This window comes from Opitutaceae bacterium TAV5 (assembly GCA_000242935.3).
Lineage (GTDB): Bacteria > Verrucomicrobiota > Verrucomicrobiia > Opitutales > Opitutaceae > Geminisphaera.
The window spans coordinates 853,540-877,957 of record CP007053.1 but is presented as its reverse complement, the minus strand read 5'-3'; the positions used below and the strand labels follow the sequence as shown (position 1 = coordinate 877,957).

Below are 24,418 nucleotides of genomic sequence, written 5' to 3'. Positions count from 1 at the left end.
ATGACCATTACCTCGCCTTGCCCTTCCTTCCGCGCCCTGGTGCGCGTGTTGCCGTTGCTCCTGATTCTTGCCGGCTCCGCTACCCGGGTTCGCGCCGACGCTGCGACCATGGATGCCTTTGGCGTCTGTGCCAGCCCGCAAAGCACCTCCGGTTACGAGGCCTATTGTGACGACATCATCGCTTCCGGCATCAAGTGGGTGCGCATCTCGCCCGAATGGGGCAGCATCGAGACGGCGCGCGGCGTTTTCAACACGACCTACCTGGACCGGCTCGATGCGATCGTCTCCCGGCTTCGCGCCCACGACGTCAATATCCTGTGGATCCTCTGCTACACCGCTCCCTGGGCCTCGTCGCAACCCGCTCTCGGCTGGCCCGATGCCACCCGCTACAAACCGGCCGACTGGACCGACTGGGAAAACTACGTCGCCTTCATTGTCGACCGCTACGACGGACAGATCCGGTACTGGGAGGTCTGGAACGAACCCGATCTGAACGGATTCTGGAAAAGCTCCGTCGCCGACTATTACACCCTGCTGGCCAAAGCCCATGCGAAGATCAAGGCGCGCAACGCGACCAACCAGGTGTTGCTCGGAGGCCTGGCGGTCAGCACCGGAACGGACTTTTTCGAAGAGTTGCTCGATCTCGGGGCCGCTTCGTATTTCGACATCACCAATTACCACGCCTACGGTCCGATCCGGCGTCATGTCAGCCTCTACGAGCAGATGATCGGCGTGACGACCACCTGGGGCATCACGGACAAGCCGATCTGGATCACCGAGACCGGATACACTACGGTGGGTGATGCCGCCCTGGAGCCGGTCAAGGCCGGCCTGGTGGAGCAGATTCAGCACGGGAATCAGCAGCGCCCCGAAATTGCCCGCGCCTTCTGGTATCGCTTCGAAAACACCGCTTCCACGCCGGCCAATCCGTCGGAGGACAACTTCGGCCTGCTCACCGCGGCGCGCGCGCCTCTTGCGGCGTTTTATGCTTACCAGGCCTGCAACGGGGCGGAGACCGACTTCGGGTTGCAGGCGGCCTATGCCGCTCGCACGCCAGTGCTGCGGACGCTGTTTTATGTTCCCGCGACCAGCGGCGACGGCAGTTATGTGATCGACAACCCCGACGACACCCGGACCATTCCCGCCTCGCGTTACCTGTATTTGCGCGTGAATGACGACTGGATTCATGATGCCAATCAGGGACTCGATACCACCCTCGATGCGGAGGTCACGTACCTGGACAGCGGTACGGGCAACTTTGCCTTGCAGTACGACGCGGCGGCCAACGCCTACCAGTCCCTTTCGCAGGCGCGCACCAATACCGGCACATGGAAAACCGCCACGTTTACCCTGACCGATGTCAAGTTTGCCAATCGCCAGAACAACGCGGCCGATCTTCGTCTGTCCGCCGGAGGCACTGACCTCACGGTGGGCCAGGTGACGCTTCGCCGACGGATCAATCCGGCGGTGGCCATTCTCGGAGCCACGCCCGTTTCCCGATTCATCGACTACGTGATCGATCCGGATTCTTCCCATGAAGGTTACAACCCGGTCGCGACCGTGGGAGGACTGGAATGCCGGCAAATCACGGCCAACAATCGTTTCTTCTATTTCAACGTCAGCGACAGCCTCGTGCGTTCCGGAGATACCCACCTTTCCGTAGCCATCACCTTCCGGGATCAGGGGACGGACAACATCGTGCTCCAGTACAATGCCGTCGGCAATGCGCACAAGGGAGTGAATATCCCCAAAACCAATACAAACGCCTGGCGCACGGTCACCGTTGCCATCACCGACGCCGACTTCGTCAACGCGCAGAGCTATTTTTCCGATTTCCGCATCGCCAACGGCTTTGACAGCTCTGCCGAATACGTCCGTCGCGTCGAGGTCATCCTGCCCTGAACCTTTTTCCCATGCCTGCCTCTCTCCAGCCCGAAGCGATCGATGAATTTTCCCGGCGACGGTATCTGACCTACCCGCACGCCAACGGTTTTGCCGGGGGCGGCCGTTTTCTCGTGCTGGGCCAGCAGGAGACAACGGGCTTCAGCTTGTGGCGGTGCGATCTTTCGACAGGAGAAGAACAGAGGCTGGGCGTGCTGCCGGCAGATGTGGCGGGAGATCCTTTGTGGTTCGACATCGCTCTCCGGTCCGGCCGCCTCGTCACGGTGACGAACAACGAGGTCTGGTGCTGCGATGTCCTCCGCCCGGGGTCCGCGGACCGGATCTATCGCGAAGAGGCGCCGGGTGCGTGTCTGCAATCGCTCCCCTCCATTTCTGCCGATGGCGAACGGGTCTTGGTCGTCCGGCGCACGGGCGATAATCATGCGGTGATGGAAATCACCACGATCACGGGTCAGGCACGCGTGCTGTTTTCCGTCCCCTGGCATGCGGGGCATGTGCATTTTTCGCCCTGCGACGAAACCTGGATCGGATTCTGCCACGAGGGCAGGGCCGATGCCATTACGGATCGTGTCCAGGCGTGGCATGCGCACCAGGCTCCGGAGGGAATGTGCCTGCTGGATCAGCGTCCGGCGGGCCTCTGGCTCGGGCACGAACGGTGGGCGTTTCATGCGCCGACGGTCCTGGTCGTGGCTTATGGCGGAAGCCCGGGAAAACCGCGCGGCGTGTATGAACTTTTCCACGACAGGCGACCGCCGCGTCTGGTCAGCGAAGGCGACCGCGACTGGCATGTGAATGTGAGCCGCGACGGGCGCTGGGCGGTGGTGGACACCACCGGCCCCCACGACCGGCCGGGGCGCGGCTGGGAAGAGGCGGAAAATATCAGCGATGTGCTGCTGATCGACCTGGTTACAGGCCGGCGGACGTTTCTGGCGCGTTCGCGACGGGGTGCGAATCACCCGCGTCACCCGCATCCGGTTTTCAGCCCGGATGGCGAGACGGTTTTTTATAACGAAACGGCCCCCGATGGCGATGCCGTCCGGGTCATGCGGGTCGGAAACCCGCTCCGGAGGGCACGATGACGGAAGCAGTTCGCCAGTCATGGTTGCATGTCATCGTGAATACGTGGGACCGGGCTTTCGATCCCGGTTCGGGATGGTTATGCCTGCCCGGCAACAGCCGCCGGATCAGGGAGCATGCCGGTGACGGAAAGGAGGTGGAATCGCTTTATTACGCGCTTGCCTTGCTGGAGCTGGCCGATCGTCCGCGGCAGGGAAGGGCGGAAGCGATCATGGCGCGGGTGATGGCGTGGCAAAAAACAACCGCCATACCCCAGGCGGCGCGGGACCTGGGCATGGGTTTGTGGCTGATCCGGTTTCGGCACCGCACGCGATTACCGGCGGAACTTCGTCAGCAACTCGAGGAAGCATGCCTGGACGCGGCCCATCTGGCCGCGAGGACCGATGCGACGGCAGCGAGCGTGTTTGTACAACTGGCGGCCGCAGAACCCGGGCATGACGACACCGGAATGCGGGGCCTGCTGGAGGACTTGATGCGGATGGTCAGCACGGCTTCGCCGCAGGAAACGGCGAGTTTGCTGGTGGCGTTGCACGCCATCGAGAGCAACGTGAGGCATCCGCTGGTACGCGAGCAGATCGGCCCGCTCGTGGTGAGCGCATGGCGTGAAGCCGCGCGCCGGTTTGGCCGCAGCGGAAAGGACCGTCCCGATGCCGTGACTACGGCGCTGGCCATGCGGGCAACACAAGGCCTGGCTGGCGGGGCGATCGTTCCGGAGGCGGACCAGTTGCGCGCCCTGCTGTGCGTGCTGGCGATCAACCTGCGGCTGCCGGATGCATTCCCGGAAACGCTGGCCGCCTTGTGGGCTTCCGGTCCGGGGCCGGTCAGGAAGTCCCCGGTTGCAGGCCTGGAGGTCGGGGCTTTCTGAGCAGGAGAAGATTGCCTCCCGGATGCGGAACCGGCCAGACCGGCGCCGGGTTGTTACCAGTTTACGGATACATCCTTGCCGGTGCGCTGGGAGCTTTGCGGGGTGTATTGCTGGAACTCGACGCCGAGGCCGTTGGGATCGGTGATCCAGAATTGCGGGGTTTGATCGGAGCCGGTCTTGATGTCGCCGGGCGTGAGGCCGCGCTCGCGGAGGCGGGCATGCAGGCCGGCGAGATCGTCGGTTTCCAGGCAGAGGTGGTGGATGGGCTGCTTGCCGAGCGGCTCGATGGCATCGGCGAGGAATACTTCGATGAAGGTGCCGTTGCCGGCTTTCAGATAAAAACCGAACTCGGCGCCGTTGCGGATGAAGTTGAACTGTTTTTCGAGTCCGAGCGCGTCGCAGTAAAACTCGCGGGTGCGTTTCAGGTCGGTGGTCTTGAGACAGACGTGGGCCAGGGAGGTGATGGGCATGATCCCGAAGGCTGGAGGGAAAATGCAGGCGGGGCCAACTGAAATACCGGAGCGGCGGCTTTCCAGCCGCTGTGACGACGCGCAGCGTCGCCCGATTGATTCGGCAACGGAAGGTTCCGGAAGCCCGCAGCGCACGAATGCGAAAGGGCGAGGCGCATTGCGCCTCGTCGCAGCGGCTGGAAAGCCGCCGCTCCGGGGGGGAGTCACTGCGACGGCAGTTGCAGGCGGAAGGTTTCCGCGATCCGGCTGCGCCCGGCGACGGCGACGCCGGCCTGCTCCGCAAAGTCGGGCCAGCGTTTCACCGCATCGCTCACCTCGGCGAAAATCGTTTCGGCGCGACCGCGTTTCATCGACGCACTCCGGGCGCAGGCGCGCAGGTCTTCCATGGAAAAACCGTCGCGTTTGCCATTGACGGTCATCTGGTGGCTGGAGGTCCACGCGCCGTCGGGATTGTAGCTGTAGATCACATCGAAGGCGGGCGAGAGCGCCCACCGGCCGCGCCGGTCCATCAGGAAGGCGATGTTTTTCGGGTGATCGTCCTGATTGCGCGCCACGATGTTGAAAACCATCCGGCGAAACTGTTCCTCGACGGCTTCCGGCGGCAGACCGAGCTGCCGGATGACCAGCAGCGCCTGTTCGTAGGCGTAAGCCCCGGCCTGGTTGAAATCGAAATGCGCCAGCGCGCACAGCGACTGCATGTGGAGCTTGCCGCCGTTTTCGGCGCGGTCGAAGCGTCGCGTCATGAAGTGGCGGCGGCCGTTTTCCTCAAAAAGGCGGCACTCGCTCATGCGGATGCCGGCTGCCCTCGCCATCAGGGCGTAGGCGTACTCGATGGCTCCGTATCCTTTGGGGTCGTCGAGTTCCTTGTCACGGTTTCCGGATACGCCGTCGAATTTCAGCAGCCAGTATTCGAAGCCGGCGCCGGCGGTGACCTGGCCGGAGCGCACCTCGTTGGTGGCGGGGTTCCAGGCGATCACGGCCTTGGCGCGCGCGCCGCCGGCCGAGGTGCCGACGCGCAGGATGTCGCGCAGGGCATTTTTCCGGTCCGCGCCGGCGCCGCCGAAGGTGGTGCGCAGTTCGTTGCGGTGGCGCAGGACTTCGGAGGCCAGGGCGACGAGAGCATCGATGCGGATCGTACGCGTCCGTTGCGGTCGCGGTCCCAGGCCGGGGGCAAACTCCAGCGCGCCGATGCCGCGCGTGCCGGTGTAACAGAGGCGTTCCACCGCGTTGAAGCTTTCCGGCGTGCGCCCCTGCGTGGCGAGCCAGGCGTCGATCAGGGCGTTGCCGAACTTGTCGGGCAACGAATCCGCGAGCATGCCGGGCAGGCCGTGAAAGGTGCCGGGCGGCAGCGCTGGGAACGAATAGACGCGGTCCGAGAGCGGCATCATGAGCGGGGCCACCTCGATGCCGCTCCGCGCGAACGCCGGATCGTACTGAAAGGTGGCGATGCTCTCGCCGTCTTCCAGAGAAACGGCCCCGATCAGGCTGCCCCAGAGCCGGACTTCCGCGATGGTGCTCACGTTTCGTCACCCCACTTCCAGTCGGCGGGGCCGGGCTCGGCCACCGACCAGGTGCCGGCGGGATCGGGTTGCGCGCCCTTGATCGGCGCATGGCGCGAAGCCCGCCGGCGCTGGTGGCCGCGAAGTTTGAGTTGTTCGATCGGGCTCGGGAGTGGCGCCGGCACCAGCAGATCGAAGCGCTCCGTCAGCCCGAGCGCGTTGCACACGCGGATAAATCCCGACAACTGCGTGCCGACCACCCCCGCTTCCAGCCGCTCGATGGTGCGCTTCGAAACCCCGGCCAGCACGGCCAGTTCGGCCTGCGTGATGTTCTGCTCCAGCCGGGTGCGGGCCAGCCGCTCGCCCAGCTCGCGCAGGATTTCGGTATCGGCTACTGTTTTTGTGATCTTCACAACGCCTCAAAAATGGCGAATAGATCCGGTAAAATCAAGATATTCGTCTTAAAAGGAGAATTATTTGAATTGTTGTAATTCGACTCTAAAGGCGAATATCCTGATTTTATATGCTATATTCGTCATTATAGACGAGATAGCTTGGAATCGTTTTCGGAGGAAACCGATAAAACACGCTGAAGAACGCTGAAATTATCGGACCTTGCCGCAGATCACAGGGCAGGGGGCGGTATGACCGGGTTTGTTTTTTTAGCGTTCTTCAGCGTTCTTTAGCGGTCTCTCTCCCGGTATTGCGCTCAGCCGGCGAGGTCGGCGAAGGAGTCGATGACGACATCGGGGCGGACGGAGCTTTTTTGCAGTTCCTCTTCGGAAAACTTGCCGGTGCGCACGAGCACGCCGTACAGCCCGATGGCCTGCGCGCCGCCGACGTCGCTTTCGAGGTCGTCGCCGATCATCAGGGCCTCGTCGGGTTGCAGGCCGAGGTCGTCGAGCGGCGCCCGGAAAAAGTGCGGAGCGGGTTTGCCGAGCAGGGTCGCTTCGCGGCGCGTGCCGTACTCCAGCGCGGCGGTGAAGGCGCCCACATCGAGCCGCAGGCCGTCGGCGGCGCGATAGCAGCGGTTGCGCGCCAGCGTGAAAAAGGCGGCGCCGTCGAGGAGGAAGCGGAAGGCACGGTTCAGGGCTTCGCCGGAGATGCCGCCGCCCATGTCGCCGACCACCACGGCCTGCGGATGGGTATCCACGTGGGTGATACCCTCCATGTCGGCGATGACATCGGCCGGCAGCAGGCAGTGGCAGCGGACCATGCCGGCGGCGAGGAGATGGTCGCGGGCCACGCAGGGGGCGGTGTAGAGGTGGGCGATTTCGACCGGGAGGCCGAGCCGGTGGAGCTGGCCGGCGATGACGGATCGCGGCTTGCTGGTGGTGTTGGTCAGATAACGGATGCCCAGGCCGCGTTCCCTGATCCGGTGCAGGGCTTCGATCGCTCCGGGAATGGCCGTCTGGCCGACGTAGAGCGTGCCGTCGAGATCGGCGAGGATTCCCCTGATGTTTTCCGGCAGCGTTGGCATGGCGATTGGCAAAAAATGGACGATTTTCGCCGGAACACCAGGCGCATCGCGGGTTTGGTCCGCGCGCGGCCGGGGCCGGTTCTGTCGTCGGCAATCGCGGCCAAACCGGCGCAGAGGTGCAAACGAATCTTGGCAGACGGCGGGGTGTCTGCACATCACTTGGGAAGAAATCTGTCGGGCACTCTTGATCCGGCTGCTTGTCCGGAGACAACCTCATGCGGTTTTTTTTAAGTATCCCCCTCTTCTTTCTGGCGATTCTTTTGCCGGGAGGCGTTCTGGCGCAATCGAAGCCCGCGCAACCGCCCTTCCGCCCGGCGGTAGCGGGGCAAGCCTCGCTGGCGACTCCGACCCGACCGCAGGCCGGGCCCGGGTCTTCCGGATCGCCCGCGGTGGTCACGGCCGGGCCCGCGGTGGACATCTGGCTCATCCCGCTGGAAGGATTTCCGCCTGCCGGTGCCATCGGGCTGCAGCAGACGTTTTCGCGAGAGCTCGGGCTGATCGTACGCGTGGCCCCGCCGGTCCGGCGCGAGGCGGCGATGTTCGACACGTCGTCGGGCCAGATGATCGCGGCGCGGGTGCGGGACAGCCTGCGAGCGCAAATGCTGGCGCTCGGGAATGTGGCTCCGAGGACGGCTTTCATCGCGCTTGTCGGCGACGATCTCAACCTGGGGGATGCCCGCCAGCGTTACGTGTACTCGGCGCATTTTCCGCAACAGCATCTCTCCGTCGTCTCGCTTGCGCGGTTGCGCGATGCGTTTTATGGCACTCGCGATACGCCGGAACTGACGGAACGCCGCCTGTACAAGATCACCAAGGCGGCGATCGGCGCACAATATTACCGGCTGCCGCCGTCTGCCAGCCTGGACAGCGTGATGTTTTCGCCAGTCTCCACCCGTTACGACATCGACCGGCTCGGGACAGGTTTCTGAGGCGACGACCGGAAAAAAGCCCACGTGCCGGTCGAGGCGGCAATCTGTCCGCGTCCACGCCCGCCTGACCAAAGAGTACGAAGGCATCCCTGCCGCCATGGACGGCGAGCATCGGCGGGATGCCGGTTCCGGCGCGGATGCACGAGACCAGGCTGGCTTCGCGGGCAAAATGGATGCCGTTTGCTGCCGGAGGGGTAGCACGCTTGTTTTCGGAAGCGGCTTTCGCTACCATGCCGGCATGGCCTGGTCCTCTTCCCCCGCATGAACATTCGTGAACTCGCCAGAATCGCCGGTGTTGCCCACACCACCGTCTCCCGGGCGCTGCGCAACCACCCCAGCCTGCCTCGCGAGACCTGCATTCGTATCCAGAAAATGGCGACGAAGCACGGTTACGCGCCGCATCCGGTCGTCTCGCAGCTCATGACGCAACTGCCCCGGGTAAGGCAGCTGCCCCGTCCGGCGCTCGCCGCCATTACCTGCTGGCCCGACTGGCGGCGGCGTTCTCCTTTCAACAGCCTCATCTATCAAGGCATGGAAAAGCGCGCCGCCCAGCTTGGCTACAGGCTGGAGGAGTTCTCCCTGCTCGACGAGGACATGACGGCCTCCCGCCTTTCCTCGATCCTCTATGCGCGACGCATCGAGGGCGTGATCGTCTGTCCCTTCAAACAGGGTCCCGTCCGGCTCGATCTCAAGTGGGAATACTTCGCCGGCGTCGCCATCGGCCACTCGGTCATTTCGCCGCCGCTGCATCGCATCAGTCCCAGCTACTACGAGAACATGCTTCTGGCACTACGGGAGCTGAAGCGTCTCGGCTACCGCCGTATTGCGCTTGCACTCACCCCGGCCATCCGCGTCCGCACGGACGACGCCTATGTGGCTGCCTACGGCCTTTACGAACGCGATCTTCCCGCCCGGGAGCGCATCCCCGTCTTTTGTTCGGCCCAGGCAGGCTCCGAAGTCAAACCGCGCCGTCGTTCCCTGCACGCGGATGCGTCGCTGGACATGCACGCCTCGCTCGATCCCGCTGCTGTCGCTTCCTGGCTGCGCCAGCACCGTGCCGACGTCCTGATCTGCAACTCCAGCCCGGCTCTCGCCGCGTTGCGCCGGGCGGGCCTGCAAATCCCCGGAGAGGTGGCCTACGTCTCACTCGACAACACGATTTCCCGGGAAGAAATCAGCGGCATCGATCTGATGCCCGAACAAATGGGCTCCGCCGCCATCGACATGGTCACCGCCCACCTGCACCGCCGTGAATGCGGCCTGCCGGACACGCCCAAAATCATGTCCCTGCAAAGTTGCTGGAGAGCGGGTGCCACGGCCATCGCCCGCGAACTCACGGTCCGGGAGCCTTGACCCGGTCGAACGTCTGCCACCGGGACGAGGGAGGCGAGCGGGAGGCATTTACGCACCTGGTGCGTGACGAGGTCATTGATCCCTGCAACGTGCGCGATACGCCTGACCCGCAAGCCTTCACCTCCCATGAAAAAAGCCCAACTCGCCCTCGCTCTTCTTGTCGTTGCCGGAACCTGTGCACAGGCTCAGGTCCTGATGCTCGATTTCGGCGCCACCGCCGCCATCGCCAACCCGGGTAACAGCCCTTATCACGCCGCCAACACCGGGTTTACCGCCACGACCTGGAACCAGGTCACCAATGTGGACGTCGGCTCCGGCTTGCACTTCGCCGATGGCACTGCGGCGACCGGAGTCACCGTCAGTGTCGGCGGCAGCGCCAGTGCCTCCGCGCTGAACGTGATCGATCTGGCCCGGACTCCCACAAGCAGTGCTCTCGGCGGCAGCTCTGTCAGCAACAGCGGTATCTACGCCGCCAATACGGTTGGCCGCGACGGCATCTTCATGACCCACGCGCTTACCGGTCCCGCTCGCAATGTCGGCAGCGTGGGCGTCCAGGTCGGCGGCCTCGCTGCCGGCACCTACGACATCTACATCAGCGGACGCAACACCAGCCTGATCAGCAGTTCCCCCCAGGAGACGATCACCGCCTGGGTCGGCGTTTCCTCCATCACGGGCAACTTTGATTTCACCGACTACAGTTCGGGCGCGAACAATTTTTCCGGCAGCACCACCACCGCCTCCTGGATCGAAGGCGAAAACTACATCAAACTCAGCGTTACCCTCACGTCGGGGCAGGTGCTCAACATCGCCACCTCGGGTGCCGGCAGCACCGGCGGAGGCAGCACCATTGACGAACGCGGGTTCCTCAACTCCGTCCAGATCGTCTATACCGGAGCGATTCCCGAGCCCTCGACCTGGGCAACCCTCTGCGGCCTCACGGTGCTGGCCGGAGCCTTCGTGCTTCGCCGCCGCCGGTAAACAGCGCCGGGTTTCAATCATCCCGGTTCCGGAGATGCCGACGATTTTCCGGGCGGCATCCCTTTTCTTTTCCCCCATCATGCCAACGCCATTTCATTTCACCGAACCCGCGCGCACGCTTTCGCTTCTCGACACCGCCGATGTTCTCGTCCTCGGCGCCGGCCCCGGCGGCATCGGCGCCGCCATCTCCGCGGCACGAAACGGGGCAAAAGTCATCCTCGCCGAACGCTTCGGCTGCTTCGGGGGCACCTGGACCAACGGCATCCTGAGTGCAATCATGCCTTTCCCCTACGTGAGGGGCATTTTTGCCGAAATCACCGCCCGGCTCCAGCGGGAGGCAGCCTGGCGCTCCTGGAACAATCATTACGGCGCCGGCGGCCAATATGACACCGAGACGGCCAAGCTCGTGCTCGACCGCATGGTGAAGGAAGCGGGCATCCGTCCTTATTTTTTCACCCAGGCTGCGGCCGTGATCCGGGACGGATCGCGCCTTGCCGGTGTCATTGTCGAGAGCAAGGAGGGGCGTCAGGTTATCACCGCCCGGCAATTCATTGACGCAACCGGTGACGGTGATGTCTCCGTGCTCGCCGGCGCCGACTATGCAATCGGCCGCGATGAAGACGGCGCCAGCCAGCCGATGAGCCTGATTTTCAAGATCGGCGGCATCGACGATGATGCGCTTCACGCCTACCGGAAGACCGACCGCACCTGTGAACAGGCCTGGCGTCGCGCCAAGGCGGCCGGCGAAGTCACGGTGCCGCGCGAAGACCTCCTCCTGTTTGCCCTCCCGCGCCCCGGCACCTGGGCGATCAACGGCACCCGCATCGTCAACAAGGACGCGACCCGGGTGAGCGACGTCACCGACGCCATGATCGAAGGGCGCCGGCAGGCGGCCGAGATCGTGGCCTTTCTCCGCCGCCACATACCGGGATGCCGCGATGCCGTCCTCATCGAGACCGCCCCGCACATCGGCGTGCGCGAGAGCCGGCGTATCCGTTGCGATTATACAATCACGGCGGAGGATATTCTTGAAGTGCCCGAGTTCGAGGACTGCATTGCGCGCGGCAACTGGTTTATCGATATCCACAGCCCCACGGGGGAGGGCACCCGGCGTCTCTATCCGCCCGACGGCAAATCCTACGGCATCCCCTGGCGCAGCCTGCGCGTGCGCGGTCTGGACAACCTGCTTGTGGCTTCGCGCTGCCTCGACTGCACGCACGAAGCGCATGCCGCGATCCGCATCACGGCGCAAATTGTCGCCGTCGGTCAGGCCGCCGGCACCGCGGCCGCCCTTTGTGTGCGTCACGGGCATAAATCCACCCGGGACCTCGATCCCGCGCTGCTCCGGTCGGTGCTTCGCGAACAAGGCGCCTTTCTTCCCATCAGCGAACCCGCTGCACTCGCGGCCGTTGGTTGAATCCGGACCTTGTGGCATCATCGAGAAATCCGTCCCTCCTCTCCCTTTCCTCCCCTATACATCCGCTCCATCCTCTGAAGTCCGTCATGCTCCTGAAACCCGCCGCCCTCCTGCTCGCCGCCTCCCTTGTCACGGCCCACGCCGCCACTCTGTCATTGACCGAAAAGCAGGTCGAAGAGGCCAGGAGAGGCTCGGCCGAAGCACGTCTGGAATCGGGGGCGATACGACTGCGCTTCGACAATCCCCGGGGCGATTCCGGCATCCGCCTGCGTCCCCCCGAAGGGCAGGCGTATTGGGATCTCAGCGGCGGCAAGATTCTCACTGCGGACGTGGAAAACCTCTCCGCCGACAAACAGCTCCGCCTCACCCTGCACATTTCCAGCGGCAAATGGGGGGAAAAAACCTTTGGCCGGACCAAGACCGGCATCGCACTCAATCCCGGCGAAAAGCGCACCATGCACCTCCCCCTCCTGCACCGCGCCACCTGGGAAACACCGGAAGGTATCCGCACCCCCAGGGTGCTCGATACCGACAAAATCAACTGGATCGAATTCTTCATGGAGTGGCCCTTCGAAGGACCGCAACCGGGCCTCGTCGATTGCCGCATCTCCAACCTCCGCCTCGACGATGCGCCCGCCGGCAGTCCGCTGGCCGTCTCGTCCATCGCACCCGTGCCGCGCGGCGACAAGTTTTTCCCCTTCATCGACATCTACGGCCAGTACAAGCACGCCGATTGGCCTGAAAAAATCCATACCGACGCCGACCTGAAAAAGGCGCACCAGGCCGAGCTCGCCCAACTGGCCGCGTCCACCCGCCCGGCCGAATGGAATCGCTACGGCGGCTGGGCCAACGGCCCCCGGCTCGAGGCCACCGGCAGCTTCCGCACCGAAAAATATCAGGGCAAATGGTGGCTGGTGGATCCGGAAGGCCGGCTCTTTTTCTCGCAAGGCATCGACGTCCTCATCGCGCACACCGACGCGACCAAATCGACCGGGCACGAGAAGTGGTTCGATTTCCCCGTGAAGACCGCCGACCTCCCCTTCACCGGCTGGAATCTCCAAAAGAAGTATGGTCAGGAAGACTACGCCGCCGCTTTTTACGAGACCCTGACGCGCCGTCTCGAAGCCTGGGGCATCAACACGATCGGCAACTGGGGCAAGGCCGACCTCATACTCCTCGGCAAGACGCCCTACACCCTGCAACTCACCGACTATAACCGGAATCTCCCACGCGTCGCCGGCAGCAAACTCAAGTTTTACGACGTCTTCGACCCCGCTTACGCCAGAGCCATGAAGACGCTCATTTCCGACAGGGCCGCCAGCCGTCCCGAGGTGATGAAGTCACTCACCGATCCCATGTGCATCGGCTACTTCATCGACAACGAGCTCAACTTCGGCAATCGCGGCAGCCGCCAGACGTTTACGGACGACGTCCTCAAGAGCCCCGCCAAACAGGCCGCGAAGCGCGAATTCGTGGATGACCTGCGCGTCAAATACGTCACCATCGACAATCTCAACAAGTCCTGGGAAACGGACTACGCCGACTGGGCCGCGCTGTTCAACCGCACCGTCGTCCCGAAGTCCGGCGGCTACCGGACCGACGCCGACGCCTTTTTCGAAAAAGCCGTCAACGAGTACTTCCGCCTTTGCCAACTGGCCGTCAAAGGCTCCGCTCCGCACCGTCTCTATCTCGGCACCCGTTTCATCGCGACCGATGCCACCCGCAAGGTGCTTTTCGAAGCCAGCCAGAAGCACTGCGATATCCTCACCCTCAACATTTACGCCCCTGGCACCGCCAACCTCCGGACGGAAGGATTTCCCGACATGCCCGTCCTTATCGGCGAGTTTCACTTCGGCATCTTCGATCGCGGCCTGTTCTCCGCCAGCCTGACGCCCGCCGGCATCACGCAGCAGGAACGCGCCCTCGCCTACACCCGCTTTCTCCAAGGGGCGCTCGCCCACCCGAACATCGTCGGCACGCACTGGTTCCAGTTCCGCGACCAGCCCCTGACCGGACGCTGGGACGGCGAAGGCTACCCCATCGGTTTTGTGGACGTGGCCGATACGCCGTATCCGGAAATGACCCGCGCCTCCCGCGAAGTCGGCGAGGGCATGTACCACTACCGTGAACGTGGCAAGCTGCTCAATCCCATGAAATAAACCGCCCACCGACCCAGCACTTCCATCTCATCTCATCACCTCGACCCTTCCTCACGCCATGCAAGACGATTTCAAGGATCAAGAGCCTCCACTATAACCCACCCATACCATGTCTACCTCAAGTCCATGCCCCTCCCGGCATCTGCGTCGACCCGGCCGATCGGGCCAGACAGCATTCACCCTGGTCGAACTCCTCACCGTCATCGCCATCATCGGCATCCTGGCGGCGATCATCATCCCCACCGTTGGCAAAGTTCGCCAGACCGCCCAGCGTGCAGCCTGTGTCTCCAACCTGCGCCAGATCGGCGTCGCGACTTTCAACTACGCGGCGGACAACAAGGACTGGCTGCCCGGCTATGAAAAGCGAAGTGAAGGTTATTACGGTTTTGAGCGCACCGCCAGCGCCAAGGGATGGACCGGCGGCGGCCAGCTCGTGGCCTATCTGCACACCTATCTTGGAGGCAAGGGAGACAGTCCTGTCACCAACCGGATATTTGTCTGCCCCGGCAACAAAATCGCAAAAGATTCGGTTGAAACAGTAGCGGCTTCGGATCTTCCCGTGGCGGCGTATTATATCGGATTGAAAGCCCGGGTGACCACCAGCACCGCGCTGAAAAAGCCCATAGCCTGGGATGGAGCGCGATCGATAAAAATTACCCAACTGGAGAATCCCGGGACGGCCGTTTACCTTTTCGACCAGGATGCCGAGATGGTGAATGTCGGGATGAAAGACCTGAAGGGAACAACCATTCCCCTTGCCGCATCGCTTCCCAAGCTGCCCGCCACGGCCGTGCATGGCAGCACGCGCAACGTCCTGTATTTTGACGGACATGTGCGGGCGGTGGACAAGAATACCGATCCGCACGAGAAGTTGTAAGCTTGCTATGTTCAGACCTCCGGTTCTTCGACCTCTTCAGCGGAGCCGCCCCGGGCATTTTCCCGAACAGGCATGCCTGGTATCCACCGGTGTCGGATCGGAGGGAGAGGAACGAATCCTGGAATGAAACGCGAAAATATCGGTAACCTCATCGGACTTCTGCTCCTCCTCGGCTGCTTCAGCTTCGCGCTCTTCAAGGTGTTTTCACGCACCCGCGCCGAAGCCGCCGGTGGCGAAGTCATCCGCTTCGCCCACTGGCAGCTCGAGGGCGGCCTGCGCAAGGCTTTCGACGTCCTCGCCCGCGATTACGAAAAACTCCACCCTGGCGTGACGGTCGAGCAGCTCGCCATCCCCGAGCGCACCTACGCCCAGTGGATCCAGACCCAGCTCATCGGTGGCACCGCCGCGGACATCCTCCAACTCGGCCGCCTCAGCGCCGGCGAAGACGAGATGCTCGCCCGCTTCTTTCTCCCCCTCTCCGATCTCGTCGAGCAACCCAACCCCTGGAACAAGGGCACCGACCTCGAAAACACCGCCTGGCGCAACACCTTTGTCGATGGCCTCGCCGGCGGTTTCAACTACCGCGCCAACCTTCTCGAATACTACGGCGTGGGCATGTCCATGTTCACCACCCGCGTTTATTACAACGTCTCCCTCTGGAAACGCATCCTCGGCGACACGCCTGTCCCCGGCGATTACGACCAGTTTATCGCCATCTGCGACCGTGTCCGCGACTATGCCGAAAACACCGGCTCCAGAATCATCCCCGTCGCCGGCTCCAAAGCCAACGGCCCCCCTCTCGTCGACCGTCTCGCCGCCAGCCAGACCCAGCGCCTCGCCCGTACCGTCCTGCGCAACTACACCATGAAACAATCCCCCGCCGAGATCGGCATCAGTTATCTCCGCGGCGACTGGACCCTCGATACCCCCGCCATCGAAAGCGCCTTCACCATCATGCGCGACGTCGGACTGCGCCTCCAGCCCGGCTACATGTCCATCACCCGCGAGGACTCCACCTTTTACTTCGTGCAAGGCCGCGCCCTCATGATCGTCGCCGGCAGCTGGGATGCCCCCAGCTTCCGCCAGCAGGCTCCTTTCGAAATGAAGGTATTCAATATTCCGATACCCGAGCGTACCCACCTCAAGTATGGCGCCAACGTCTATGGCCCTCCTTCCGAAGCCGCCACCGAAGTCGGCCTCAGCTTCGGGATCACCCGCCAATCCTCCCACCGCGAACGCGCCATCGACTTCCTCCGGTTCATCACCTCCAAGGCGGCCAACACCCGGTTCACCGAACTCAGCGACTGGCTCCCCGGCGTCGTTGACGTGAAGCCTCCGCCTTTTGTCCAACCCTTTCTCCCTCTCGTCGAGGGCTATGTGAACGGCTTTGGCATCGGCAGCATCGGCGCCAACACCAAACGCATCATCGAAAACGCCAACACCCACCTCGTGCAACCCTCCGGCTCCGTCGAGGAATTCAAGGCTGCCATCGAGCCCGGCCTCCTCGCCGCCATCCGCCAGGATCTCGCCCGCCAGGCTCACCTCTCCCGTCTCGCCATCGGCCGTCAGGATCTCTTCCTCGCCGCCAACAACGAACTCCTCTCCCGCCCAGGCACCGATAACAAGGACATCCAGCGCCGCATCGCCGAAACCATCGAGGCCCAAAACGAGCAGGAAGGCACCCGCGCCTGGATCCAGAGCGAACTCGATCGTCGCTGACGGAAAGCGTCACCGGGAGTCCGGATTCAGGTTTCCGCGCCGACGACTCGCGTTGCCACACGGCGGCGCAGGCACGCCAGAACCGAGACACCGGAAAAGAGCAGCGCCCAGGCGCCGGATTCGGGAACGACCGCCACCATGTTGAAGCCGGGCAGCGCGCCGCCGCCGAGTTGGTAGTCGTGGGAAAAATGATTGTAGCCGCCGACCAGCAGCTGGCCCGGAGTGGTCCCGAGCAGGGCCTGCGCGACGAAGGACTCCGGCTGAAAGACCACGTCGAACTTGTAGATCAGGTATTCCGCACCCGTATCCGTGAAATCCGATCCTGTACTGACAAACAGATACACGTTTTGGCCGGCAAAGGGATTGGACGTGGCGCTGATCGAGGTCTGGAAGAGGCCGTCGTAGGCGCCACCCCAGTTTTGCATATCCCCCCGCGCTCCGTATTGAACAAAACTGTTACTGAGCAAGCCAAGGTCACCTGCTGCCCAGGCCGCCGCGATCCCTGCGTCGTCCAGGCTGAAATAACCGAGGCGAAGGTTGCCGGTGGTTGCGCCGGAAAGCAGCCCGCCGTCGGAATCGAACAGTCCATAGCCGGCCGTTTCGTCCGTGGTCAGGTTTTGCAGAAGGAGGGGACCGGCCTGCAGGGACAGGGCCTGCAGGGACAGGATGCCAAGCAGGCCGACCGCGGTGAATTCAAGTAGCTTCATGTTATGGGAACTTCTAAAAATTGAACAGAAGGTAACAAAGAGAACGAAGAACAACCAAGGATACAGACTGCTCACTTCTGCTTAACTCAATTGGAATAAATAGTTTGTCATTCATGGTCTTCTTTGTTTTTCCTTCGTTCTCTTCGTTTCCTTCTGTTCAAAAATGAATTTTTAGAACCTCCCTTATTTGTTCGTGAGACTTTTCGGATCACCAGGGAAGGTCGCGGTCGATGGTGACCGGAGGGCTTTTTCTGAGGATGAAGAAGCCGGAGGGCACCTCGACGGAATCGCAGGGCGCCGAACCTCCGCCAACGCGTCGCCAGCCGACGCCGTTGAGACCGCCGTTGGCGTAATACCAGGTTTCCAGGATGCCATCGCCATCGGCGTCGAAGTGGATGTGGTCCGCACTCGCCGCCGTGCCGGCGCGGATACTGCGATCGGGCCGGTCGGCCTGGTAAAAGTCGCTCGTCCCCAAGGTGACGCCAGCGGCGAACACCGTGGCATACGCAACAAAACCCTCTTCGACCACCAGGTGGACGCGGGCTTCCTGCACGCTGCCGGTCAGCTCGATCCCGGCGGGGCCGGGACTGCGTTTCAGCACGCTCACCCCGTCGGTAAAATAGATGGGGTAGCTGCCAAAATCCTGCGAGCCTTTACCCGCCGCCCGCCAGCCGGTGCCGTTGATGCCGCCGGTGGCGTAGTAGAGGCTCAATGGTTCGTCGCTTCCGGTGGAATCGCGCACCATCACAAGGTCGGCCGTGGCCGCGGGACCTCCGGTGAGCACCTCGCCGCCCACTCCGAAGAGGTCGAGGAGAGTGGGCAATTCCGTGATCCGGATCGTGTCCTCGCCGGGCGCCAGCCGGCCCGCGAGGTCGTCGGCCAGGGTCAGCACGGAGCCGTCGCGGCCGGTGATGCGGGTGTGCGCTCCGGCATGCGAACCCCCGGTGACGAGCAGCGCGTAGGCGCGGCCGGCGTCCATGCGCCGGTCGAGGTCCACCGTGTCCACGGTCACGGTGTTTGCGCCCACCGCGGAGACCGGGCCGGTGTAGGCCGGCTTCGCGATCAGGTTGATTCCGATCACGCCGGTCGCTCCGTCGCCGGGGAGGCGCAGGGTGGTGACGCCCTGCGGCGTGGTGACCGCGGTCTGCCCGTCGGCGGTCACTTCCAGCCGCGCGAAGCGGCGGTCGCCTTCGCCGCGGGGAATGGCGACGGTGACGCGTTCGGTCGCGCCCTGGTCCTCCACGCGGGTCACGACCACGCCGGCGGCGCTCCAGCTTTCCGGCGCGAGGGTGTCGCTCCAGGTCACGGTGAAAACCACGCCGTCCGCGAAGGCCGCCTTGTTGCGGGACCAGGTGAATTCAAGAAACTCTCCCGGCTCATCCAGCGCGATCTCGCCGGGCTCGGTGCCGGGCACTCGCGGGTCGGCCGTGCCGTCGCCGGTCGCGAGCTTGAGCAGGTTGGCGATTCCGTCCCTGGCCGGCGCGGCCAGATTGGCTGCATCGTCGGCGTCTTCCCTGGTGCCGAACCATTGCAACCTCCAGGCTTGCGGAGCCGGATCGGAGGGCGCCGCCACCTGCCATTGCTGGCCGGGCAAGCCGGAGAATTCCTGCTGGATGATCCGGGCTCCGTTCGCGGTCGATGAGTCGGCGACCACGAGGACGAGGCCGGTGTTGGCCGAGACGAGCTTGTAGTAGCCGGAGTCCGTCGGCACGGGGATCCAGCGCTGGTTCGCGGAAGACGAGTTCAGCGAATACATCTGGATGTGGTCGCCGCTCAGCACCAGGCCGGCGGCCTGGTCGATGGCCTTGCCGGTCTGGGCGCTGGTGATCGTGTATTGATTGGCGCCCCGGTGCGTGAACACCCACTGCTGGTTGCCGGTGCCCGCGTAGCCCCACTGCTGGATTTTCGCGCCGTTGGCAGTCGAGGCGTTCACGACATCCATTGCCTTGCCGCTGTTGCGATTGACGATTTTATAGGTGCCGTTGGCAACCAGCCCGGAGGCAACCGGGACAAACTCGATCCAGTTCAGATTAAAGCCCGAGGCGATCGTTTCGAAACGCAGGATTTGCTGGCCGGGGACGAGATCGATGGTTTTCGAGAGGGTGGTCCAGGTCTGGTAATCACCGGTGGCCGGCACGGCCCAGGCGCCCGTGAGGTCCACGCCCGCGAGTCGCAGGCGCAGGCTGCCGCTCGCGGTCGGCGCGGCCACGCGGACGTTGAGGGTGTAGCGGCCCGGGTTCTTGACGTTGACGGTGTAGCCGAGCCATTCGCCGGCGGCGATCCAGCCGACGTTGTAGCCGCCGCCGGTATCCGAAGTGGCCTGAATGTCCACGTCCTCGCCCGGGCGATACTGATTTCCCGAGTTGCCGGACGTGGTGTCGTGGTAGGCTATGCCCGGGCCGCCGTTGTCGAAATCCTCCGCCTCGATGCGGGTGGTGACCGTCGACCGGATCGCGCGCGGTTCTCCGCCGTTGCCATACACGCTGCGCGAGCCGGAAGGCCAGGCGCCGAAGTCGGGCGTCCAGACGATGCCGCCGTTGTCCAGCCTGTCCTTGAAACGGGTGTCGTCCATCACCCTCCCGAGCGAAAGAAACGTCAGCCAGGAGACGCCGAGGCGCTCGAGATCGCCGGTCTCGTCCACGCTTTGGTAGAGCGAAGGAGGGTCAACGAGGGCGAAATCGCCCGTGCCCCAGGGCCAGCGGTAGAACTCGGTCTGGAAGCAGGCGTAGCCCGCGTTCATGACGGCCTGGAGACACGTTCGGGTGGCGTCCGGTCCATATTCGCCATAGCCATGGAAGGCGATCGCGGCGTTGGTCCAGTCGATGGTGCTTCCGAGGGCGGCGATGTCGGCCAGGACGCCCGGGGCATTCTGAAAAATCGTGTAGCTCATCAGGAGCACGGGGGTGTGGGGAGCGGCGGCGCGGATGATGTTCCAGGCGGCCTTCTCCATGTCGATCACGCTGGCGGATACCGGAGGACGGACGACGGGCTCGTTCTGGATCTCGTAGATCACATGCGTCTCGTTCGCGTAACGAGGCGCGTAAAACGTCCAGAAATCCTGGATGAACGCGGCGTTCACCCCGCCGCCGCCGATGGTGATGACGAGATAGAGGTCGTTGTCGCGCGTCATCTGCACGACCTGGTCGAGAGCGGCGGAATGCCTGCCGGCGGCATAGCCGTAGTCGGCGCGCTCGGCGTAGCAGTGAATGGCGTTGAGCCCGCGGGTCTTGATGCCCTGGACGGCGGACAAGGCGGGCACGTTGCCGGTTTCGGTGCTGATGATGGCGCCGCGAATCAGGGTGCCGGTGTCGGTGACGAACGTGGTCCCCGCGGCGTTGATGTAGGGCCGGCCTCGCGCCGCCTCGGCGTTTCCGGCGAAAGCGAGCGAGACGAGGGCCGCAAGGAGGGCATAGCTCCGCTTGATGAATCCTGGCAGGGATGGGAGAAGTGGGGCGGGGTTCACGGCGATGTCAGGGTTAAGGTGGCTTAAGGAAAGTTGTGGCCACCGGTTGAGGGTGCAGGGCCCGACCTTGCGTCGAACCACTTTGGATACACGGAGGAAAAAACGGCGGCACGCCGGCAAGCGGCGGCCTTGCAAAACGGATATTAACGTAAGATGCTTCAGGGAGCCGGTCCGATGCGGAGCTGGATGCTGTCCGGGTTGCGGATGAGCGAAGCGGTGTAGCCGTCGAGGCCGGGGCCGAGCGAGAGTTCACCGGAGTAAGCGTGGTCGGCGTCGAAGGTCACGAGGGTATGGAGACCGTCGGCCAGGCGGTCGCCGGTGACGGAAAGCTCCACGACAGTGTCGTTGAAATTGACGCGCTCTTTTCCCCCGGCGAGGCCCGTGACGACCAGGGCGCCGCTCGCAGCGTTGCCGAGTGCGATGGAGAGTTTCGCTCCGGCGTGGAAGGTGACGTGGCCGGTGGTCGCATCGAGAGCCAGGGTGAGTTTGCCGCCGGGCCGGGTCGTGCCGTCCGGGGAGAGCTCGCCGGGAGACACGACCGCCTTGCTGCCGAAGGTGATGTCGTTGCTGCCGGCGGGAGCGAGGATGCCGGTGCCGGCAAGCGTCGCCCCTTCGCCGATCAGGACGGCCCCCGTGCCGGTCGCGGAGCCGGCGGTGTTGGTGACGAGCAACGTGCCTGCGTTGATTGTCGTGCCGCCGGTGTAGGTGTTGGCGGCGGCAAGGTGCAGCAGGCCGGGATCGATTTTGTCGAGCGCGAGGCCGCCGGCGCCGATGGACCCGTCGGAGATGTCGCCGGTGACGAGAGCGGCGCCCTTGGCGCGAACACCCACGCGGAAGCGGTTGGCCACGCTGTCATCGGTAAGGGCGGCCTTGGCGGCGCCGCCGCCAAGTTTGCCGCTGACGGGTCCGGCGAGGGTGAGCGTGCCGGAGATCACCTGCACGCCGAAGGTCACGGGTTTGCCATGCCTGCCGAGACGCTCGAGCGTGAGCGGGCCGGTGAGGGTGTTGTCATTGTTATCGTTGTAGAGTCCGGTGGAGTCGCCGGGCGAGAGGTGGCTCAGGGTGATGGACTCGGGGCTGGTGATGCCGCCGTAGATGTGGAGCTGGGGCCAGGAATTGTCGTGGCGGATGACGGTGGGATTCTCGGGACCGGCGGCGCCGAAGCCGTTGTCGGAGCGGAGAACGAGCTGGCCGGCGCGGATCAGCGTGGGGCCGGTGTAGGTGTTTTTTCCTGACAGGATGACTCTGCCAGCGCCGCTTTTGGAGAAGCCCCGGGTGCCTTCGAGGGTGGCGGCGATGAAGTGCTGGCCCTTGCCCTTGACGGTGAGGGTGGGTTGTTTCGAGGGGGTGTCGGTGGCGAGCGTGAGGGTGCCGCCGGAGAGGTTCCACTGCTTGTCGTTGTCGAACACGATATGCCCGACGGTGCGGTCGCCGACGTTGATCACTCCGCGGTCGCTGGCGATGCGCGTCTGGCCGAAGGTGGCGGTGGCGCCGGGGCCGTCGGCAATTTGACCGTCTTTCCAGTTGCCGGGAGTGGTCCAGTTGCCGCCTTTGCCATTGGTCCATTCGCCATCGACGGCGGCGGTGGCGACGCCGGGAAGGCCGAAGGACTGGAGGCCGAGAGCGGCGAGGGAGAGGATGCCGAGTTTTTTCACGAGTCGAGGTGGTGACAATGTATCCGGAGAAGCATGCCCTCCCGGGCGGGCCGGGAGGGCATGAGCGAACGACAGGGGATTAGCGGTTGCGCCGGCGGCGCCGGATGGCGACGACGGCAAGTGTGGAGAGGCCGAGCATCATGCCGATGGTGGCGGGTTCGGGGATGGCTCCGATCTGAAGCTGGATGCTGTTGGCGTTGTGGATGAGCGAGGCGGCGAGGCCGTCGAATCCGTTGCCGAGAACGAGATTTCCGGAGTAGGCGTTGTTGGCGTCGAAGGTCACGAGCGTGTAGAGGCCGTCAGCCAGGATCCCGCCGGTAACGGAGAGGTTCACGGTGTTGTCGTTAAAGAAAATCGTGGCTTGGGACTCGGTGAGTCCGGTGAAGGCGAGGCTGTCGATGAGTCCGGCGGAGGTCGCATCGAGGTTGATCTGCGCGCCGCTCTGGAAGGTGGCATTGCCGGAGGTGTCACGGAGGTTGAAGGTGAGCTTCTCGCCCGCGCCGGTGATCGCGCCGGAGGCATTGAGATTGCCCGGAGCGACGATGGCGTTGCTTTCGATCACCACGCTGTTGCTGCCGCTCGGGGCGATGATGCCGGTGCCGCCGAGAATGGCGCCGGCCTTGATCGAAACCGCGCCGGCGCCGGTGCCCGAGCCGGTCGTGTTGTTGATGAGCAAGGTGCCTTTCTGGTGCACCGTGGAACCGGTGTAGGTATTGGCGCCGGAAAGACGGACGATGCCGGAACTGTCTGCTGCGGTATAGACGGAGAGACCGCCGGTGGTCAGCGTGCCGTCGGAGATCGCACCGGAGACATTGATGTTGGCGCTGGTCGTCGTGGTGCGGAACTGCAACCGGGTGGGATCGACGTAGGCGCCGCTCGCCTGGCCACCCGTGGCCGAGCCGCTGACCGCACCGTTGATGTTGAGGGTGCCCGTGCCGGATTGCAGACCCATCACATGGATGATGTTGGCATTGGAGCCGGCCTCGCGATTGAGGGTGAGCGTGCCATTCAATGTCGTGGTGCCGCTGTCGTTATAAATAAGGTTTCCGCCGACCGTGCTACCCGCGGTCGTGGTGTACCAGTTCATGCTCAGCGTGATGTCCTCGGAGGTGGTCACGTTGTTGGAGAAGTGGAGCTGAGGATATTGTCCGCTGACCTGACTGACCACGGTGCCGTTGCCGGCGCCGGTCGCGCCCAGGGCGTTGTCGGAAGTGATCGTCATGTTGCCATCGGACAGCGTGGTGACACCCGTGTAGAGGTTGTTGCCGCTGAGCGTGAGTTTGCCACCACTGGTCTTCCTGAAGCCCTGGGTGCCGAGAATCTGCGCCGATATCGTCTGCGTGCCGCGCACGTTGAGAATCGGGGCGTTGGCGGTGCTGGTGGCGAGGGTCAGCGTATGACCACCGGTCGAGCCGATGGTCCAGCCCGTGGCCGTCGATGCTCCGGGGGATTCGAAGGTGATCCCTCCCAGGGTCACATCGACATCAAGATTGATGTTCAACAGGGCGGCGGGCAAAGGGGCCTGAAGGGTGGCGACGGCATCCACGCCTCCGGCGATCGTCCCGCCGTTCCAGTTCGCGGCGGTATTCCAGTCACCACTCGTGGTGACGTTGCTCCACGTGCCGTTGTCGGCATGGAGCGAGATAGCGGACAGAGCCATGCCACACAGGATCATGGGCAGGGCGGGTGTGAATTTCGGACGGGTGATGTTGCGGGTATTCATGGGAGGATTGAGTTGCGAAGGCATGCAAGGCCCGTTGCGACAGGTATGGCGGCCTGCCGCACTGCGAGAAATGCGTCTCCGATTTTGTCGTTAAGGAATTTTTGCGGGACTACTGGCGAACTTTATTATTCGAAGATTGTTATCG

The 24,418-nt window shown here is 63.8% G+C and carries 18 protein-coding genes; 10 read left to right on the top strand and 8 right to left on the bottom strand.

From position 1 onward, the window contains the following. Genes OPIT5_04435 through OPIT5_04425 form a run of 3 tightly spaced genes read left to right on the top strand, consistent with a single transcriptional unit; the run spans window position 1 to window position 3,844 of the window. Window positions 1-1,902, top strand: a complete 1,902-nt coding sequence (locus OPIT5_04435; GenBank protein ID AHF94069.1) for a hypothetical protein — start codon at window positions 1-3, stop codon at window positions 1,900-1,902. A gap of 11 nt (window positions 1,903-1,913) precedes the next feature. Beyond that, window positions 1,914-2,981: a hypothetical protein gene (locus tag OPIT5_04430; GenBank protein AHF89594.1), complete on the top strand. Its 1,068-nt coding sequence runs from the start codon at window positions 1,914-1,916 to the stop codon at window positions 2,979-2,981. Beyond that, complete coding sequence (locus OPIT5_04425) at window positions 2,978-3,844, top strand: hypothetical protein (protein ID AHF94068.1); 867 nt, start codon at window positions 2,978-2,980, stop codon at window positions 3,842-3,844. The genes OPIT5_04430 and OPIT5_04425 overlap by 4 nt, the downstream gene beginning before the upstream one ends. Before the next feature lie 53 nt (window positions 3,845-3,897). On the opposite strand, the gene OPIT5_04420 is transcribed toward OPIT5_04425, so the two are convergent. From OPIT5_04420 to OPIT5_04405, 4 genes are all read right to left on the bottom strand, one after another. Next, window positions 3,898-4,317, bottom strand: a complete 420-nt coding sequence (locus OPIT5_04420; GenBank protein ID AHF89593.1) for a lactoylglutathione lyase — start codon at window positions 4,315-4,317, stop codon at window positions 3,898-3,900. Between the two features lie 200 nt (window positions 4,318-4,517). After that, entirely contained in the window at window positions 4,518-5,834 is a 1,317-nt protein-coding gene (locus OPIT5_04415; GenBank protein AHF89592.1) for a toxin HipA, read from the bottom strand. Continuing rightward, a complete protein-coding gene (locus OPIT5_04410; protein ID AHF89591.1) occupies window positions 5,831-6,226 on the bottom strand; it encodes an XRE family transcriptional regulator in 396 nt (131 codons plus the stop codon). The genes OPIT5_04415 and OPIT5_04410 overlap by 4 nt, the downstream gene beginning before the upstream one ends. 296 nt (window positions 6,227-6,522) lie before the next feature. After that, window positions 6,523-7,293: an HAD family hydrolase gene (locus OPIT5_04405; protein ID AHF89590.1), complete on the bottom strand. Its 771-nt coding sequence runs from the start codon at window positions 7,291-7,293 to the stop codon at window positions 6,523-6,525. A gap of 215 nt (window positions 7,294-7,508) precedes the next feature. Between OPIT5_04405 and OPIT5_04400 the strand changes: the two genes are divergently transcribed. The 7 genes from OPIT5_04400 to OPIT5_04370 all read left to right on the top strand — a co-directional run bounded on the left by OPIT5_04400 (window position 7,509) and on the right by OPIT5_04370 (window position 16,725). Then, window positions 7,509-8,222 carry a peptidase gene (locus tag OPIT5_04400; GenBank protein ID AHF89589.1) on the top strand — a complete coding sequence of 238 codons (714 nt, stop codon included), beginning with the start codon at window positions 7,509-7,511 and terminating at the stop codon, window positions 8,220-8,222. Window positions 8,223-8,483: 261 nt separating this feature from the next. Next, window positions 8,484-9,575: a LacI family transcriptional regulator gene (locus OPIT5_04395; GenBank protein ID AHF89588.1), complete on the top strand. Its 1,092-nt coding sequence runs from the start codon at window positions 8,484-8,486 to the stop codon at window positions 9,573-9,575. A 126-nt stretch (window positions 9,576-9,701) separates the two neighbouring features. After that, window positions 9,702-10,553: a glycosyltransferase family 1 gene (locus tag OPIT5_04390; protein ID AHF89587.1), complete on the top strand. Its 852-nt coding sequence runs from the start codon at window positions 9,702-9,704 to the stop codon at window positions 10,551-10,553. Window positions 10,554-10,632: 79 nt separating this feature from the next. Further along, window positions 10,633-11,970, top strand: a complete 1,338-nt coding sequence (locus OPIT5_04385) for an FAD-dependent pyridine nucleotide-disulfide oxidoreductase (protein AHF89586.1) — start codon at window positions 10,633-10,635, stop codon at window positions 11,968-11,970. Between the two features lie 86 nt (window positions 11,971-12,056). Next, a complete protein-coding gene (locus OPIT5_04380) occupies window positions 12,057-14,129 on the top strand; it encodes a beta-agarase (protein AHF89585.1) in 2,073 nt (690 codons plus the stop codon). Window positions 14,130-14,238: 109 nt separating this feature from the next. Further along, complete coding sequence (locus tag OPIT5_04375; protein ID AHF89584.1) at window positions 14,239-15,006, top strand: N-terminal cleavage protein; 768 nt, start codon at window positions 14,239-14,241, stop codon at window positions 15,004-15,006. Window positions 15,007-15,129: 123 nt separating this feature from the next. Beyond that, a complete protein-coding gene (locus OPIT5_04370) occupies window positions 15,130-16,725 on the top strand; it encodes an ABC transporter substrate-binding protein (GenBank protein ID AHF89583.1) in 1,596 nt (531 codons plus the stop codon). A gap of 26 nt (window positions 16,726-16,751) precedes the next feature. Here OPIT5_04370 and OPIT5_04365 read toward each other — a convergent pair whose 3' ends face one another. The 4 genes from OPIT5_04365 to OPIT5_04350 all read right to left on the bottom strand — a co-directional run bounded on the left by OPIT5_04365 (window position 16,752) and on the right by OPIT5_04350 (window position 24,297). Then, window positions 16,752-17,432: a glycosyltransferase family 1 gene (locus OPIT5_04365; GenBank protein AHF89582.1), complete on the bottom strand. Its 681-nt coding sequence runs from the start codon at window positions 17,430-17,432 to the stop codon at window positions 16,752-16,754. Window positions 17,433-17,640: 208 nt separating this feature from the next. Then, a complete protein-coding gene (locus tag OPIT5_04360) occupies window positions 17,641-20,895 on the bottom strand; it encodes a carbohydrate-binding protein (protein ID AHF89581.1) in 3,255 nt (1,084 codons plus the stop codon). A 158-nt stretch (window positions 20,896-21,053) separates the two neighbouring features. After that, on the bottom strand, window positions 21,054-22,550 hold the full coding sequence (locus tag OPIT5_04355) for an autotransporter (protein AHF89580.1): 1,497 nt from the start codon (window positions 22,548-22,550) through the stop codon (window positions 21,054-21,056). Window positions 22,551-22,629: 79 nt separating this feature from the next. Next, window positions 22,630-24,297 (bottom strand): glycosyltransferase family 1, encoded by a 1,668-nt coding sequence (locus tag OPIT5_04350; GenBank protein AHF89579.1) that lies wholly within the window; start codon window positions 24,295-24,297, stop codon window positions 22,630-22,632. Window positions 24,298-24,418: the final 121 nt, after the last annotated feature.

Coding starts and splice junctions, on each gene's coding strand:
- OPIT5_04385 (AHF89586.1), top strand. CDS start 10,633: ATGCCAACGCCATTTCATTTCACCGAACCCGCGCGCACGCTTTCGCTT.
- OPIT5_04365 (AHF89582.1), bottom strand. CDS start 17,432: ATGAAGCTACTTGAATTCACCGCGGTCGGCCTGCTTGGCATCCTGTCC.
- OPIT5_04435 (AHF94069.1), top strand. CDS start 1: ATGACCATTACCTCGCCTTGCCCTTCCTTCCGCGCCCTGGTGCGCGTG.
- OPIT5_04350 (AHF89579.1), bottom strand. CDS start 24,297: ATGCCTTCGCAACTCAATCCTCCCATGAATACCCGCAACATCACCCGT.
- OPIT5_04425 (AHF94068.1), top strand. CDS start 2,978: ATGACGGAAGCAGTTCGCCAGTCATGGTTGCATGTCATCGTGAATACG.
- OPIT5_04370 (AHF89583.1), top strand. CDS start 15,130: ATGAAACGCGAAAATATCGGTAACCTCATCGGACTTCTGCTCCTCCTC.
- OPIT5_04430 (AHF89594.1), top strand. CDS start 1,914: ATGCCTGCCTCTCTCCAGCCCGAAGCGATCGATGAATTTTCCCGGCGA.
- OPIT5_04375 (AHF89584.1), top strand. CDS start 14,239: ATGTCTACCTCAAGTCCATGCCCCTCCCGGCATCTGCGTCGACCCGGC.
- OPIT5_04390 (AHF89587.1), top strand. CDS start 9,702: ATGAAAAAAGCCCAACTCGCCCTCGCTCTTCTTGTCGTTGCCGGAACC.
- OPIT5_04405 (AHF89590.1), bottom strand. CDS start 7,293: ATGCCAACGCTGCCGGAAAACATCAGGGGAATCCTCGCCGATCTCGAC.
- OPIT5_04400 (AHF89589.1), top strand. CDS start 7,509: ATGCGGTTTTTTTTAAGTATCCCCCTCTTCTTTCTGGCGATTCTTTTG.
- OPIT5_04380 (AHF89585.1), top strand. CDS start 12,057: ATGCTCCTGAAACCCGCCGCCCTCCTGCTCGCCGCCTCCCTTGTCACG.
- OPIT5_04395 (AHF89588.1), top strand. CDS start 8,484: ATGAACATTCGTGAACTCGCCAGAATCGCCGGTGTTGCCCACACCACC.